Origin of the sequence: Methanolobus sp. WCC1, from assembly GCF_045690315.1 — an archaeon.
GTDB lineage: Archaea > Halobacteriota > Methanosarcinia > Methanosarcinales > Methanosarcinaceae > Methanolobus > Methanolobus tindarius.
The window spans coordinates 2,787,361-2,803,855 of record NZ_CP146979.1; the positions used below are offsets into that span (position 1 = coordinate 2,787,361).

Below are 16,495 nucleotides of genomic sequence, written 5' to 3' on the forward strand. Positions count from 1 at the left end.
ATACTGGATAAATAGCGTATCTGTAGTTGTAGTTGCGTTATAACCAGTTTATTAGTTATTATAGTATTTGCAACTATGAAATTTATCAGTTCTCGTGCAAAACCAGCGCTTTATATATTAGAGTTATGGCAGGATACACGAGATTTCTGCTTTATATAGTATATACAAATAAATAGTTTGTTGAAACTCGCGTTTTTAATCAAAACTGCCAAAAATACAAAAAATAACTCAAATGAGCTTCGGACAAATATCATCCATGATGCAGACATCGCATTTCGGCCCGACAGGCCTGCATATATTCTTGCCGAACAGCACCATCAAACCGTTTATGTCCTTCCATTCCTCTTTCGATAGCACCTTCTCAAGCTCTTTTTCGGTCTCATCGGGATCGGAGGTTTCAACAAGTCCCATGCGATTGGATATCCGATGCACGTGAGTATCAACTGCTATGACATCCTGCTCAAATCCATACCCAAGTACACAATTAGCAGTCTTCCTCCCAACACCTGGAAGTTTGAGAAGCTCATCCATACTATCAGGAACAACTCCGCCGTAGTCCTGTAGAATGATGCGTGAAATATCGATAATACGCTGGGATTTCACCCTGTAAAATCCCACTTCTTTAATTAGTTCCTGTATCTCATCAACATCTGCCTCTGCCATTTGCTGAACCGTACCAAATACACTGAAAAGCTTTTGCGTGGTTGGAATGGTTACCTCATCTCTTGTGCGCTGGGAAAGGACTGTGGATATCAAAAGATAGAAAGGGTCCTTGTTAATATGATAATATCCGCTCGGGTACAATTCCCACAGCCTTGAGACTACATCTTCAGCGTACATCAGAACAAAGAGAAACTTCAGGATATAAAATCCTTTGGAACCTGTACCCCAAAGAAAATAAAAGAGATTATATTGAAAAATTAATAAACTAGTCTATTAACTGGATCTGGAATATGCGGGAAAAACAATATGAACAGTAGTTCCTGAACCTTCCGTACTTTCAACCCATACCTTACCATGATGGATCTCAGCAATGGTTTTGCTGACATAAAGACCCATTCCGCTTCCACCGTATTTCCTGGACTTGGAACCATCTATCTGATAAAAGCGTTCAAAAATATTGTCTATTTCATGCTCAGGAATACCTATTCCTGAATCAGTCACTGTCACATGAACCTGTCCATCATCCTCAAATGCACATATCGATATCTCCGAGCCATCAGGACTGAACTTAACAGCATTGTCAACAATGGATCTGAAAAGATAGGGCAAATATTCCACATCACCTTTCATTAGAGGCAAATGCTCCTGGAAATCAAAGGAAATAGTAAGATCTTTTTCCTCGGATTTAAAGGAAAAATTCTCTACTACTTTTGTAAGGATATCCTCTATTCTGATAGGATCAAGCCTGTATTGTACTTTTCCTGACTTGATAATACTCATATAGATCAATGAATCCATGAGGAAACTTAGATGATCATATTTTTCGAGAACTGTTTTCATGGCATTTTTCTGTTTGGAATTCAGAGGGCCCATTACTTCATCGTGAACCAGTTCACTATAACCTTTTATGGATATCAGAGGTGTTTTCAACTCATGACTCAGATTTGATATGAATTCGTCCTTCATCCTGTCAAGAGATTTCAGTTCCTCATTTACCCTTGCCAATTCCTCTGTATAACGTTTAATTTCTTCCTCAGCCTTTTTGCGCTCGGAAATATCACGCGTCACGCCCAGGAAGAACTCAAAAGTCCCATCCTCATCAAAAACCGGGTTTGCAATTGCTTCAGTCCATCTTTTTGAACCATCTTTGTGATATTGTTCAATCTCAAATGTTTCAGAATATTTAATTTCGCCTGCCTCAAGGTGATCCTGAAAACGTGCTATAGCACCTGATATAGTTTTTATATGTTCTGGTGGGAAGATTTCCTCAAATGACTGCTTTGCAACCTCTTCAGGAGTATAGCCCCTTAATTTGAATACAGAAGGACTTGTATAGGTGAATTTACCTTCTTTATTCAGAGTCCATATTACATCATTTGTATTTTCAGCAAGAAGACGGAATTTATGCTCACTTTCACGGAGTTCTTTCTCAGCGAGTTTTCTTTCGGTTATGTCCCGTACATTGCTCAATAGTGCAGGATTCCCATCATAATCTATTATTCTGACACCCATTTCAACAGGAATTCGGGATCCGTCTTTTCCCATGTAGACCATTTCCAGCCTTATGGACTGGTGTTCCATGACATCACTCATTTTTTCACTGCAAATACCATGAAATTCCGGTGCCACAAGATCGTAACGGGTCGTTTTTAACAGTTCATCAATTGAGTAACCAAGCATTTCTGATGCTATTGAATTTGCATCAATAACATTACAATCAAAGTCAAATACCAATATAGCATCCGCAGCATTTTCAAACAGAGCCCTGAATTTGGATTCGGATGCCTGAAGTTTTTTAGTGGCAAGTCTTTCCTCAGTTACATCTGAACCGGAACTTAGTACGCCGACAATATTTCCATCAGGATCCTTATGATAAGAATTGTTCCAGCTTATGAGCCTCTTTTCTTTACTCTTAGTCAGAACACTGTTTTCATTTACTTTTACTAATTCCAGATTGCCTTTTGATATGCTATTAAATACCATGGATACCCGTTCTTTTTCGTCTTCCGGAATGGCAATATCCACCCATTTTTTACCAATGAGTTCCTTCTCGGCATATCCCAAAACCTGACAGCATTTTTTGTTTACAAGCTTCACATAGCCTTTTTTATCAAAACCAACTATAATACATCCTGCAATGTCAAGATAAGATTGTACCCTGTCTTTTTCAAGCTTTAATTCATCATAGAGATTTTTGTTATTCAACAGAGTTCGCACACGTGTGAGAACTTCTACCCTGTCAATGGGTTTTACGAGGAACTCATCTGCACCTACTTCTATTCCTTTTATCCTGTCATCTTTTGAAGAAAGAGCTGTGACGACAACCACTGGAATGATTTTCGTTGATTCATTTGCCTTTATCCTGCGACAGACTTCATATCCATCCATTCCGGGCATCATTATATCCAATATTACAAGATCAACAGGTTCAGACTCTATTATTTCAAGAGCTTCTTCTCCGCTATAGGCTCCAAGAACTGAATGGTGTTTTGAGAGAAATGCTTCCAGAAGCCTGACGTTTAGAGGGTCATCATCTACGATCAATATAGTATATTCGGTTTTTTCTTCCATTTTTAAACCCTGGAAATCAGAATTTTGAATTTGATTAAATAAGTGACTATTCTATGAAACGCAGTTATGATTATATGGGATGGTTTTTACACTAGTGAGCAAATGTTACATTGATGAATATAGAGTTATTAATATATAAATGTCATTAGTATGTTTTATCATAAGATGCAAAGAAAAATAAAAATCAGGAGTTGAAAAATAATAGAGATACTGTCTGTACTTGTAGAAGAGCATGCACTTGCTGGTTTGTTTATTGCAAGTTTTCTTGCATCAACCATTCTTCCAATAGGTTCGGAAGCTTATGTAGTCCTGTTAATCAGTAAAGGTTTTTCTATTCTGCCTGTAGTAATGGTTGCCTCTATTGGTAATTACATAGGAGCATGCACAACATATTACATTGGAATCAGAGGCAGGCAGGATGTTATTGAAAAGTATTTTTCTATTTCTGATGAACAACTGAAAAAAACCGATAGATTGTTTGCCAGATATGGTTCTTTTTTGTTGCTCTTTACCTGGGTCCCAATTATAGGCGATGCAATTACTGCAACAGGAGGAATTATGAAGCTTGATTTCAGGATATTTTCTTTCTATGTGTTCATAGGAAAAACTGCAAGGTATGCAGCACTGGCTTACCTCACGGCAGGAACCCTGATGTTTTTCCAGTGATTTTGAATTTTGATGTACATGTTTTACCTGTTTTAAGCCATAATTAAGACGGGATTGTTCAAACATATGTCTCAAAGGGATAAAGTATATATACTCATCCAGAGCATATAAATAAATATATATTACCAAAGATAGCAAAACATTCAGAGACATGGAAATGGCAAAATTAGAAATAGAAGAGAAGACACTTAAGCAAAATTCTTTGCTGATACCTGTTGCTGTAGCTCTTGGAACTTTATTGGCAATTATCGCCTATACATACCTCCCAAACAATACAGCGTTGATAACTATATTTTCAGGTGCAATTATAGTGGCTTTGATAACCTATGCCTTTTTAAAAAAAAAGAAAGAAGAATAAAACATAATGCAGACAACGACATCTTTGCAGACACAAATTAAGAACTTATTCTGCTCTCATCAGAGCCCGTGTCTGACTGCTTTTGGCGTTGTTTTTGCACAGCATAGGCTGGATGTTCGAATTTTACCGAACCTGCCTTTTTAAAAATTAGTCCGCATCACTTATTGCTATTATTAACGGGAATCGAAAAACAAAACTCGCTACCCTCACCAACCGTACTATCAACCCATACTTTACCATTGTGCATTTCTACGAACTTCTTCACAAGAGCAAGCCCAAGACCTGTCCCTGCATATTCATTAGTGGTGTATGAATTAAGCTGTCTGAATGGCTGGAAAAGTCTGGCCTGATCATTCTCTGAAATACCTACTCCTGTATCCTTTACGCAGAAATGAACCATATTTTCCGATAGTTTTGAAATAATAGAAACTGTACCTTTTTCAGGAGTGAACTTTATTGCATTGCTGGCAAGATTATAGAGAATCTGCTTAAGCTTAGTCCTGTCTGCGTGGATTTCCCCAATACTTTCATCGGTATCAGTGACCAGTTTTATTCTCTTATCCATTGCCATTGGAGAAACCAGGGTTTTTACTTCATCTACTGCAGGAGACAATGAAAAATATTCGTATTGAAGCTCCATTTTTCCTGCTTCCACTTTTGAAAGGTCCAGCACATCATTGATAAGTTGTAGCAAATGATTACCAGCATCTAAAATATGGCCAGCATAACGATTCTGCTTTTCATTCAACTCACCAAACATATTGTCCATGAGAATATCAGAAAAACCAATTATAGATGTCAGCGGAGTTCTCAATTCGTGGCTCATGGTAGCCAAGAATTCATCCTTACTGCGATTTGCTGCCTCTGCAACAATCTTAGCATGCAGCAGAGCATCTTCAACTTTCTTTCGTTCTGTGATATCCTGAATTGTACCTATAATTGTATTTTTCTCTGCATCATATTCGGCAATTGAATGAATATCGCGTACAGCTCCATCATTCTGCCTGGTGATCTTAAACTGCACATCATAGGTGACCCCATTTCCTATCAAATCCCGCATTGCCTCATCCATCATCGGCCGATATTCTGGTAAAACTACGGCCTGTACCTCTTTAAGAGAGAAAATAGTATCATCGGGTTCATACCCATAAATTCTTTTAGCTTCATCTGAAGAATCCATCATACCTGAATTCAGATTTAAGTCCCAGCTTCCGATATGACCTATTTTTTGAGCAGTTCTAAGCTGCATATTTCTTTTATTTAATTCAGCTTCGGCTTTCTTGCGTTCAGTTATGTCATGGATAATAGAGTAAAGAAGCTTCTTTGAATTTACAATTACAGGACTGCTATACACTTCCACATCACGGATCTGGCCATCTGCAAGTTTATGCTTAAAAAGGAAATAGTTTCTTTTTTCAGCAACTGCATTCTGCATCTCTTCCAATATTTTATCAGGAGGAAGAAGATTGATGTCCTGTATCTTCATACATGTGATGACTTCAAGCGACCAGCCATAATAATCGCACGCAGCATTATTTGCATCAATTGTTTCAAAGTTTTCAGGATTAATGAGAAGAGTAATTGCTTTGTTGTACTTGAAAAGGGAGCGATACACATCACCCTTTTCCATGAAAAACCTATCAGTAGGACTTAAAAAGTCTGCACCATTGCCCGATTCAGAGTCTGTATTTTTGACAGAATCGTCCGATTGAACATTATCAAATTCAAGGGAAGAAGTACAGGAAACATCAGTTTCACTATTGGAACGAATGTCATCATTCCCCTGCAGACCATTAGACTTCAGATTCACCATAATACCTTTCCCACATACCTGTTCAGGGTTACCTTCTGAATACCTATAGAATATCAGATTTCAAAGGCAGCTCACTTCCGAGTTCACTATTTGATAGTAATAATAAATAAAAGTATTTTATCAAAATAATAAAATGAAAAGTCATAGTAACAAGAAAAAATCAGGATACGAGTATTCTATGAGAAAATAGCCATACAATACAAATAGAAAATATAAGATTCAGATCAGTAAATACTGATCAGAATTAAAAAAGAGAGGATTAAAATATCAATCCTCTGCCTGGAAATGCCACTGGCAGTCATCACGTATTTCACGTGACTGGGAATCAAATTCCTCTTTATAATGAGGAAGATCTGCACTTGCATACTTCGGGAAAACAAGAGAAATCTCTTTCTGATAAGTGGTTCCATCAGGGCTTAAAGTTACTTTAAACAACATTTCAGGCCTGCTTCCATTCTTTACTAGATCCGTACTACTCACATCATTCACTCCTTCTAGTCAAATATTTTTATGTATTCAATACAGGTTTCCACATCCAATGCCTTTTCCTCAGGGAACTGGAATTATGAAAACATTTTCAAACTCACCATAAACCAGATAGTTACTAAGAAATATAAACTAATTGGTTTACAAATATATAATTTAATACTAATTTGTGTTTACAGATATTCTGGATACTACACAAAATGATATATTAGATAATGCAAACCTACAACCATGACCCTATTATCCAGAAACGAACTCAGGGAATTGATAAACAGCGAACCGCCACTTGTTGAGAACATGATAGATACTGAGACTCAACTGCAACCAAACAGTGTTGAACTGACCCTCAAAGGTATCGAGACATACACAAGTTCCGGTGCAGTTGACTTTGATAATAGTGAAAGAGAAACTCCTTCTACAAAACCAGTGGAATTTGATGAGAAAGGCTGGGCACACCTGGAACCCGGAGTATACAAAATTACATTCAACGAAATAGTCAACATTCCTCTTGACAGGGCTGCCATTGCAAGACCAAGATCCACATTACTCAGATGCGGAGCAAATATAGGAACTGCAGTATGGGATTCCGGCTACAGAGGAAGAAGTGAATCCATGCTTGTTGTTTACAATCCTCATGGATTCAGGCTGAAAAGAAATGCACGTGTAATGCAACTGATATTTTTTGACCTGCACAGCAAACTTTCAGAAGGGTACAACGGAAAGTACCAACATGAGAACCTGTGACATAGTAACATAATCTACGTTAGGGTTATCTATAATTAAAGCAATCACGCAAACATGAGTGAAATAGGCAAATCTGTCAGGATGGAAAGGATCTTCGATCGAAATACAAAGAATGCAATTATCATTCCAATGGACCATGGTGTGGGTGCAGGGCCTATAAAAGGAATTATTGACCTGCCTGCTGCTGTGAACAAAGTTGCAGACGGCGGAGCAAACGCAGTTCTCGGACATATGGGACTTCCAAAACACGGCCACCGTGGATATGGAAGAGACATTGGACTTATTATACACCTCTCAGCTTCAACATCCCTGGGACCTGACCCAAACCACAAGGTCATTGTCACAGACATCGAGGAAGCTATCAAAGTCGGTGCTGATGCAGTATCAATCCATGTAAATGTTGGGGCTGATGACGAGGCACAGATGCTTCAGGACATGGGACATGTTGCCCGAAAATGCGATGAATGGGGAATGCCTCTGCTTGCAATGTTGTATCCAAGAGGACCTAAAGTAACCTCCGAACATGATGTTGAGTATGTAAAGCATGCAGCAAGGATCGGAGCGGAACTTGGAGCAGATATTGTCAAGACAAATTATACCGGTGATATTGATACATTCAAGGAAGTTGTCAGCGGATGTCCTGTACCTATTGTAGTTGCAGGCGGTCCCAGAATGGATACTGAACAACAGCTTCTGGAAATGGTTTATGACTCACTCCAGGCCGGAGGAAAAGGAGTAGCTATAGGAAGAAACGTATTCCAGTCAGATGACCCTACAAAACTGGTGTCACACATATCCAGGATTGTACATGGTGGAATGACCCCGGAAGAAGTGCTCAAAGAATAAGAGCACTCATATTTTATTTTCGCTAATTTTATTCATCATAGTATATATTTTATACTCCAGTGGAAACGAAGGGGTTTTGTTTACTATTCACAAATGCATTCTTTTTTGACGTGTGTACCCTTACACAGAACCGGAGCTAATTGAAAATAACAGCCAAGAAAAAATAATGTTAGCTCATTGATGAAAAAAACCATTGGATAAACAGGATTCAATAGTAATATTCAATATCAAAAAAATGGATAGGAAGAGCAAGGTCAGTGTTGAAATGACCAATTGAATCATATTTAGATGGTGGTACGATATGATATGATTTGATTGAGATTCGACCTTGCTCAATCATACAATATATGAACATGCATATAATAATTACGAGTATAAAAATATCATATTACTACATAAAATCAGATTTTATGAACATAGACGTTTTGGGGATGCTTTCGTTACCATTAAATGTAATGGGCATATCGATGACTCATAAGAATCATAGATATACACAATTATCGAGGATCATTCATGGATAAATATGAGCAGGTAATAGAACTGGCTAAACGTCGCGGATTTTTGTGGAACTCTTTTGAGCTTTACGGAGGAACCGCAGGATTTTACGACTACGGACCACTTGGAAGCACCTTAAAGCGCAGGATTGAGCAGATCTGGAGAGAAACCTACGTTGTACAGGAGGGGTTCATGGAGATAGAAGCCCCAACAATCGGTATTGAAGAAGTTTTCGTGGCATCAGGTCACGTTGGTGGTTTCTCAGACCCACTCTGCGAATGTAAGAACTGTGGAGAAGCATTCAGGGCAGATCACCTTGTAGACAAGATGGTGGATTGTGCTGATGCACTTTGCGTCAAAGACCTTGACAAAGTGATTGCAGAAAACAATGTCAAGTGTCCTGAATGTGAAGGAGAGCTGGGAGAATCATATGAATTCAATCTCATGTTTAAGACAAACATTGGCCCAGGCACAGGAAGACAGGGATACATGCGTCCTGAGACCGCACAGGGAATGTTTGTGGACTTCTTGAGACTTGCAAGGTTCTACCGTGAAAAACTCCCATTCGGTGCAACTCAGATAGGAAAATCCTACCGTAACGAGATCTCACCAAGACAGGGAGTTATCAGGCTAAGAGAATTTACCCAGGCTGAAGCTGAGATATTTATTGATCCTAACGACAAAAAACACGCAAACTTCAGCAGGTTTGCTGACACTGTTATCAACCTTTACTCCGAGGAAGCACAGCATAAAGGTGTTATCGAGAAAATGACTCTCGGCGAAGCAGTGGAGAAAGGCACCATTGCCCACGAGTTCCTCGCTTACCAGATAGGACTTACAAACCATTTTCTCCAGCGTATTGGAATTTCAGCAGATAAGCTGAGATTCAGACAGCACCAGAAAGATGAGATGGCACACTATGCAATAGACTGCTGGGATGCTGAGATCCTAACTGACAGGTTCGACTGGGTAGAAGTTGTGGGAATTGCAGACAGGACAGACTATGACCTGAAGGCACATGCTGCTGTAAGCAAGACCGAACTCTCAATCTACAGAGAATACAGCGAACCTAAGATGGTTACTCAGTTTGTTGTCAAGCCAAATATGGGTAAACTCGGACCACTCTTCAAAGGAAAGGCAAAGGCTGTTGCAGATGCACTCAAAGCACTCAACCAGACAGAACTCGAACAGGAGAACATCACAGTCACTGTTGACGGAGAAGAAGTAACTGTACCCGGAGATATTGTCGAGTTTGCAGAGGAAACTGTCAAGATAAGCGGAGAAAATGTCATTCCTCACGTTATCGAGCCGTCCTACGGTATTGACAGGATATTCTACTCAACCATGGAACATGCATTTGAAGAGGAAATGGTCAGCGGCAAGGAAGAAACTGAGAATGAAGAGGCAGAAGCAAGGATTGTCCTGAGATTCAAGAAGGAAGTCGCTCCTGTACAGGTGGCAATTCTTCCACTGCTTACCAGAGAAGAACTCATCAACCCTGCAAGGAACATTGAAGCTCAACTGAAGCAGAAAGGTCTCCTTGTATCATACGATGACTCAGGAACTATCGGAAGACGTTACAGAAGGAACGATGAAATTGGAACACCATACTCCATTACAATCGACTATGATACACTGGAAGATAACACCGTCACAATCAGGGACAGGGACAGCATGAAGCAGGTTCGTGCACCAATTGACGGAATTGCAGACCTTATTTATGAGATGATTTACATGAACAGGGATTTTGAGAGTGCTGGAAAAGCACTCTAAATTCATTTTCTTTTCTCTTTTAGTTTTTCTTTTACTTTATTAGTTCATTTCCTGTTTTCGAAATTAAACAATACTTTCACCCTGCTTAGCTCAGCTTTAAAAACCTGAAGAGATTATATATTGAAAAACCAGATACTGAAAGTAAATATTATAATAATCATAAAAATTGCAAACATGCAAGAATGGTAACATGCCGGAATATATCAAACACCCTTTGATAAAAGCAGATACTGTAGAGCAGAGGCTATATCAGCTTGATCTGGCAGGCAAGGCTCTTGATGTATCCACACTTGTTGTATTACCAACTGGACTTGGAAAGACAGTTGTATGTCTTCTTGTCATGGCTTCTCGCCTTGAGAAATTAGGCGGCAAGGTCATGGTGCTCTCACCAACAAAACCTCTTGTGGAACAGCATGCATCTTTTTTCAAAAATGTAATGAACATTCCAGAGGAAGAAGTCCTCACATTCACAGGTAGCATCAGTCCTGAAAAAAGGTCAGAACTCTGGGAAACTGGCAAAGTTATCATTTCCACACCCCAGGTTATTGAAAATGACATACTGACCAAAAGAATAAGTCTTGAAAATGTTACACACATTACATTTGATGAGGCACACCGTGCAGTTGGAAATTACGCTTATACCTATATTGCAGAGAAATATTTTGAAACCGCAAAAAACCCTCTTTGTTTAGGGATTACTGCAAGCCCGGGCAGTTCGGACGAGAAGATAGCAGAGGTTTGCGAGTCACTTCACATCGAATCGGTTGCTGTTAAAACCGAATCAGACAGGGATGTCAAACCTTACATTCATAATAAAGAGATCGAATGGAAGCGCATCAACCTTCCTGACGAGATGAAAGAGATCAAAGACCTGTTGAATAAGGTTCTTGAAGACAGGTACAAGAAGCTTACTGAACTTGGTTACCCAATATATAATAAGAGATTTGTCTCAAAAAAAGACCTTCTTGGATTGCAGGCAAAACTTCAGGGAGAACTCAGGGGAGGAATGCCCGATACTTCAGTTTATAGTGCAATTTCCTTGCTTGCAGAGATACTGAAAGTAAGTCATGCTGTAGAAATTACGGAAACACAGGGACTTGAAGCTCTCCGTATGTACATGGAAAGACTGGACAACGAAGCAGGTTCTAAAAGTGGAAGCAAGGCTTCAAAGCGTCTTGCTGAAGACCTTTACATCAGGCAGGTCGTACACCGCCTGAAAGACTGTGACCTTGAGCATCCCAAACTGGAATATGTGAAAACGATAGTTCTTGATGAGCTTGAAAATAAGCCACATTCCAGAGTTATTGTTTTTGCCAATTATCGTGACACCGCCGAGATGCTTACAAAAGCACTCGCTGAAGTTGAAGGCATAAGGCCAGTGAGGTTTGTGGGCCAAGCGTCCAAATACAAGGATAAGGGACTGACACAGAAGCAACAGGTTGAGATTATCGAACAATTCAAGGCTGGAGATTACAACGTACTTGTGGCAACCTCGGTTGCAGAGGAAGGCCTTGATATTCCATCCACAGACCTTGTGCTGTTCTACGAACCAATTCCCTCTGAAATTAGGAGTATCCAGAGAAAAGGGCGAACAGGAAGAAAGCATGAAGGTCGTGTTGTTGTTCTAGTTACAAAAGGCACCAGGGATGAAGGATACTACTGGAGCAGCCTTTCAAAGGAAAGGAAAATGCAGAGCAACATGAAAGAGCTTCAGTCAGCCATGCCGGCACGGAAGAATAACTCAATTGAAGAGGAATTCATGCTGGATAGTAACGGGAAGGACCAGAAGACATTGTTTGAATACGATGACAACAATGAATCTAAACCTGAAAACAAGGATAGTATCAAAATTGTTGTGGACCAGCGTGAGATTCGCAGTTCTGTTGCCCGTTCCCTTGACAGAAACGGTGTTGAGATTACAGTAAAAACACTGGAAGTTGGTGACTACATCCTGAGTGAACGCATTGCTGCGGAAAGGAAAGAGACACAGGACTTTGTGGGTTCGCTTATTGAACAAAAACTGTTCGAGCAGATATCAAACCTCTCAAGAGCCTATGAAAAGCCAATACTGATAATTGAGGGTGAAAGCCTCTTTAATTGCAGAGGAATAAATCCGAATGCAATTCACGGAACCCTGTCATCAATATCACTGGATTTTGGAGTTTCAATATTCTATACGCGTGACCCGGAAGATACTGCTGCCCTCTTACAACAGGTTGCAAAGAGAGAACAGGTTGATGAGAAACGGGAAGTTAACATGCACGGGAAGAAAGCTGCTGCTATGCTTCCACAGCAGCAGGAATATGTTGTGTCTTCAATATCTGATATCGGTCCGAAAGCAGCCAGAAACCTCCTGAAACATTTCGGTTCTGTGGAAAATGTGATGAAAGCCAGTTATGAAGAACTGCTTGAGGTCAACAATGTTGGACCCAAGACCGCAGCAAAAATAAGGGAAATTATCGGCAGTGAGTATAAGCGTTGATTCCTAAAAATAAAAAAGGGAGTTAAGTGGAGTTTACCACTTACCAAATTGAAGATTACCTGGCTACTTCATTTTATTCATTATATCCATACAGCGTTCGATCATATCAAGATAATCAGATATTCTTCTTACATCAGTTTCATCCTGCATAGTATTTGCAAGTGAAACCATTTTTCTTACGAGCAAAATTTCCAGTTCAGGGATTGATGCCGGAGCTGAAGTTGATTGTCCCACAGATGTATCTTCGGACTCAGATCTTACAGGCGTGGTTTTCGGAACTGCCGCAACCGGAGTTTTCTTTTCTTCTACTGGAGAAATTTCTGTTTTTGGCTCAGGTGTAACTACCGGAGCAGATGCTTGCTGCATGCTTCCACGTGGGTCGCGAACATCATCACAGACCGGACATAGTACCCTACCCTGATAGCGGAAGAGAGGGGCTCCACAGTTGCCACAATGTTGTGCAAGCATTGTTCCGCCAATCTCAAGCATTCGGGATATTTTTTGTATATTTTCATCATCAGTGTTTGACATGTTATCTCCTTTTTCTCAAAACCTATATACCAATGAAAGTCTTTTTATAGAATATAATTATTTAGGGATAAATTGAGCAACCCTATTTTGATTTCAAACTTATCAAGGTGATCCTACATGTCAAATTTTGATCAAGTCATTGAAGAATGCAAACAAAAGTTAGAATATATCGCAAACGATAATTCAGTACCAAGGAACATTAGGCGTTCTGCAAATGATATACTGGAAACATTAAGTAAGAAAGATGAACCTCTCTTTTTGAGGACATCATCAAGCATATCCATTCTTGAGGATATCAGCAACGACCCTAACATCCCTGTTCACACAAGAACACTCATCTGGGATGTTGCAAGCCAGCTCGAGACCATTCCGGTCGACGAGTAAAACGAACAATATAATTGTTCGCCTTTTACTTTTTTGGTTCTCTTTAACATCGTGTGGGTAAACGAAGTTTACCCGCCATCAAGAATATCATTGTATTCCTACACTTCTCAGTCTTCAATCCATATGATCTCTTAAAAGCAGTTTTAATTTTGTTGTTCAATCCTTCAACAACACCGTTGCTGATACCTTGTTTGATTGATTCCAATATCCCATGAGAATTTCTTTTAATCATCTTGGCCAATGTGATAATTTCCTTGATGTTGCTATGTGTTCCCCAATAATGCCATTTGTCAAGATATTCCCTCGCTACCTCTATATTTTTTATATCCCACAGACGTTGAAGTCCAAGCTTAAATCTGTAAGCTTTTGCTGTTTTAGTATCCAAATCTTTGATTGATCGAATCTTAGCTATTTCCCGATCCGATAGATTTTCAGGATTTTTCAACCACATGAATCTCGTTTTACCCAGATCTTTATTTGTTTGATACTCCTTTCTTCGAACCTTATCAATTGCATCATTCATCATTTTGACAATATGGAACTTATCGTAAACGATCTTAGCATTTGGGAAATATTCCCTTGCTCCACCCCTAAAAGCAGGATACATGTCCATTGAAATATACTTGATATTATCAGGGTCTATTTTTCTGGAAAGAACTTCCCTGAAGTTCTTGAAAACACTTCTTTTCTTTCCATTTTCAATATGAATTACTCTTGATTGATTTAGATCATAGAACAAGGTCACATAGCTGTGACCTTTTTTGACAGATATTTCATCTACTCCAATAGTATCTAACTCAGAGAGATCCATCTTTGCTCTGGCTTCTTCAACATAATGAGCTAGAATTATCCATACAGAATTTTCATGAATATTGATCAATTCAGCAATTGAAGAAACACTCATTTCTTTGGACATTGCAACGATTAGTGCTTCGAAAAATAATGTAAATCCAGTATTTTGTCTTGTCCATGGAACTTCTACAAGTTTTACATCATCTCCATCACACTTTGTTCGGGGAACTCGTGCATGAATGTATGTTTCATGATGGAAGAAATCAAGGTGTCTCCATACTTTTTCTTTGGTATCATGGAGATCACACAGTTTGTTGCAAACTGGGCAAGGGAACTTCGTTCCCTTGGTAAAATCTAGATAAATATCCATTCTTTTCTTAGAAACATTAAGATCAATGTCTTTCACATACCATGGAGGGGTTATTCCCAGAGCCATTTGAATCAAGAGTTTATCGTCCATCCAATATGGATTGGATGAACAGAATATTAAATTACCCACTCAATGTTGAGGAGATCCACTTTTTTTAATTTTGAACTATGCATAGGTCGTAGTTTCAACAAAATATCACTGTTTTTATCCACGCTTTTGAAAAACTGTTTATATCAAGCTGTAAATGAACTAAAGGATTGGAATGATCTACAATATATCCTGCAGTATAAAAGACAGCTTTGAAGAAAAAGACAAAGCAAGAGAAAGCACTCTGGCAATTTCCAGAGATGTTGTGCGCAACTGCAGGACAGCAATGTACAGCATACATAACAGGGATTTTGATAAAGCAAATTTGCTGATATCCAAATCCGTAGAAATGATAGAAAAAATGGATACATTGCTTGCGGATCATCCTGACATATACTCAGTACATCCGAAAGTACCTATCATTATAACTAATTTCAACTAGTTTCAAGATATAATCCCGTGAATTGCAACTTTACATATAACAGTATTTCTAAAAGCTAATTAGACTTGTTGTAATAATTGTAAAAAGATTATTGAATAAAATGTAGACTAATCTACAAAAAATCAATCCATGATTTGCCTTTGAAATACCAAATCAAGAAAAATTGATAAAAATGAATCAAGAATAGATGTATAATTAATGATAATCATGGAGGGTTTGTTGAACAATTTTTGTTTCTGGAATGAATGGAGTTGGTCTATAAAGAATCCATTTTTCTTTTTCCTTGTCAGAAAGTGCTTTAAAATGAGAAGCATACATCCAATATACTCTATTTCCTACTTCTTTTTTGTAAACATAACCTTCTTCCTCTAAAATATCCAAGTATTTCTTAACAGTTGCCCATGCAATGTCCGCTTTAGAAGATACCTGAGAAGTCGTTAATTCTCTTCCAGCCTTAAACAAAACGAACATAACTGCTATTTCATATTTGTTAAAAGACTCTTCAAGTATTGACATCTTCGACTACCTTTAATGTGATGGGAACTTCTCTGATAGTTTCAGTCGTAGTTTTTGTTTCTTCAATTATTATCTCTACTTCATCGCCTTTTCTTAAACTATAGTATTTACTGATTTCATTTGGTATGCGAATTAAAAACTGCTTCCCATCATAACTAATTTTAACTTTCTTTTTGATCTCGTTATTATTTTGCAGAATATCTGTTTCTTCGATGTGTGATTTTCTTTTTTTAAGAAATTCTGCGTTTAATTCATTGATTGGTATTCTATGGCTAGGACGCTGCGTATTTTTTAATGATCTTTTTTGATTTTCCATAGTCTCCACTCAAGCATTTTTTGCTCATAATTAAATGGCCGAAATCTTATTAATAGTTTCGTACGATACTTGATATTATATCACAAATCGTACGATTAGATTGGAGTAAGTATAAATAGCAATAAAACATTGCTAAGTTCGGTGATTCAAATGAAACTTG

The 16,495-nt window shown here is 38.6% G+C and carries 16 protein-coding genes; 8 read left to right on the plus strand and 8 right to left on the minus strand.

All coding sequences use genetic code 11. The annotated features are described in order from the left end of the window. Positions 1–228: 228 nt before the first annotated feature. Positions 229–840: an endonuclease III gene (gene nth / locus V7O61_RS13230; RefSeq protein ID WP_048136008.1), complete on the minus strand. Its 612-nt coding sequence runs from the start codon at positions 838–840 to the stop codon at positions 229–231. Positions 841–936: 96 nt separating this feature from the next. Continuing rightward, positions 937–3,234 carry a PAS domain S-box protein gene (locus tag V7O61_RS13235; RefSeq protein ID WP_023845501.1) on the minus strand — a complete coding sequence of 766 codons (2,298 nt, stop codon included), beginning with the start codon at positions 3,232–3,234 and terminating at the stop codon, positions 937–939. Positions 3,235–3,480: 246 nt separating this feature from the next. Between V7O61_RS13235 and V7O61_RS13240 the strand changes: the two genes are divergently transcribed. Both V7O61_RS13240 and V7O61_RS13245 read left to right on the plus strand, forming a co-directional pair. Beyond that, the gene (locus V7O61_RS13240) at positions 3,481–3,900 is read left to right on the plus strand and encodes a YqaA family protein (protein WP_288069965.1); all 420 of its coding nucleotides are present in this window, start codon (positions 3,481–3,483) and stop codon (positions 3,898–3,900) included. Between the two features lie 157 nt (positions 3,901–4,057). Beyond that, positions 4,058–4,258: a hypothetical protein gene (locus tag V7O61_RS13245; protein WP_023845499.1), complete on the plus strand. Its 201-nt coding sequence runs from the start codon at positions 4,058–4,060 to the stop codon at positions 4,256–4,258. Between the two features lie 157 nt (positions 4,259–4,415). Here V7O61_RS13245 and V7O61_RS13250 read toward each other — a convergent pair whose 3' ends face one another. Both V7O61_RS13250 and V7O61_RS13255 read right to left on the minus strand, forming a co-directional pair. After that, positions 4,416–6,071, minus strand: coding sequence for a PAS domain-containing sensor histidine kinase (locus V7O61_RS13250; protein WP_407283335.1), 1,656 nt, complete (start codon positions 6,069–6,071; stop codon positions 4,416–4,418). A gap of 267 nt (positions 6,072–6,338) precedes the next feature. Next, on the minus strand, positions 6,339–6,551 hold the full coding sequence (locus V7O61_RS13255) for a hypothetical protein (RefSeq protein ID WP_407283334.1): 213 nt from the start codon (positions 6,549–6,551) through the stop codon (positions 6,339–6,341). A gap of 237 nt (positions 6,552–6,788) precedes the next feature. On the opposite strand from V7O61_RS13255, the gene V7O61_RS13260 reads away from it, so the two are divergent. From V7O61_RS13260 to V7O61_RS13275, 4 genes are all read left to right on the plus strand, one after another. Continuing rightward, positions 6,789–7,301 (plus strand): deoxyuridine 5'-triphosphate nucleotidohydrolase, encoded by a 513-nt coding sequence (locus tag V7O61_RS13260; RefSeq protein ID WP_407283333.1) that lies wholly within the window; start codon positions 6,789–6,791, stop codon positions 7,299–7,301. Positions 7,302–7,355: 54 nt separating this feature from the next. Further along, entirely contained in the window at positions 7,356–8,147 is a 792-nt protein-coding gene (locus tag V7O61_RS13265) for a 2-amino-3,7-dideoxy-D-threo-hept-6-ulosonate synthase (RefSeq protein WP_023845495.1), read from the plus strand. A 513-nt stretch (positions 8,148–8,660) separates the two neighbouring features. Next, entirely contained in the window at positions 8,661–10,415 is a 1,755-nt protein-coding gene (gene glyS, locus V7O61_RS13270) for a glycine--tRNA ligase (protein WP_407283332.1), read from the plus strand. Positions 10,416–10,605: 190 nt separating this feature from the next. Next, positions 10,606–12,897: a DEAD/DEAH box helicase gene (locus tag V7O61_RS13275; protein ID WP_407283331.1), complete on the plus strand. Its 2,292-nt coding sequence runs from the start codon at positions 10,606–10,608 to the stop codon at positions 12,895–12,897. Positions 12,898–12,960: 63 nt separating this feature from the next. Here V7O61_RS13275 and V7O61_RS13280 read toward each other — a convergent pair whose 3' ends face one another. After that, the gene (locus V7O61_RS13280) at positions 12,961–13,428 is read right to left on the minus strand and encodes an Sjogren's syndrome/scleroderma autoantigen 1 family protein (RefSeq protein ID WP_407283330.1); all 468 of its coding nucleotides are present in this window, start codon (positions 13,426–13,428) and stop codon (positions 12,961–12,963) included. A gap of 117 nt (positions 13,429–13,545) precedes the next feature. On the opposite strand from V7O61_RS13280, the gene V7O61_RS13285 reads away from it, so the two are divergent. Beyond that, positions 13,546–13,812, plus strand: a complete 267-nt coding sequence (locus V7O61_RS13285; RefSeq protein ID WP_023845491.1) for a UPF0147 family protein — start codon at positions 13,546–13,548, stop codon at positions 13,810–13,812. A 43-nt stretch (positions 13,813–13,855) separates the two neighbouring features. On the opposite strand, the gene V7O61_RS13290 is transcribed toward V7O61_RS13285, so the two are convergent. Continuing rightward, the gene (locus tag V7O61_RS13290) at positions 13,856–15,064 is read right to left on the minus strand and encodes an ISL3 family transposase (protein ID WP_023843742.1); all 1,209 of its coding nucleotides are present in this window, start codon (positions 15,062–15,064) and stop codon (positions 13,856–13,858) included. Positions 15,065–15,236: 172 nt separating this feature from the next. Between V7O61_RS13290 and V7O61_RS13295 the strand changes: the two genes are divergently transcribed. After that, the gene (locus tag V7O61_RS13295) at positions 15,237–15,503 is read left to right on the plus strand and encodes a hypothetical protein (RefSeq protein ID WP_407283329.1); all 267 of its coding nucleotides are present in this window, start codon (positions 15,237–15,239) and stop codon (positions 15,501–15,503) included. 195 nt (positions 15,504–15,698) lie between these two features. Here the strand turns inward: V7O61_RS13295 and V7O61_RS13300 are convergent, their stop codons facing one another. After that, entirely contained in the window at positions 15,699–16,019 is a 321-nt protein-coding gene (locus V7O61_RS13300) for a helix-turn-helix domain-containing protein (RefSeq protein ID WP_209616403.1), read from the minus strand. Further along, positions 16,006–16,335, minus strand: coding sequence for a hypothetical protein (locus V7O61_RS13305; RefSeq protein ID WP_209616406.1), 330 nt, complete (start codon positions 16,333–16,335; stop codon positions 16,006–16,008). Before V7O61_RS13305 ends, V7O61_RS13300 begins: the two co-directional genes overlap by 14 nt. Positions 16,336–16,495: the final 160 nt, after the last annotated feature.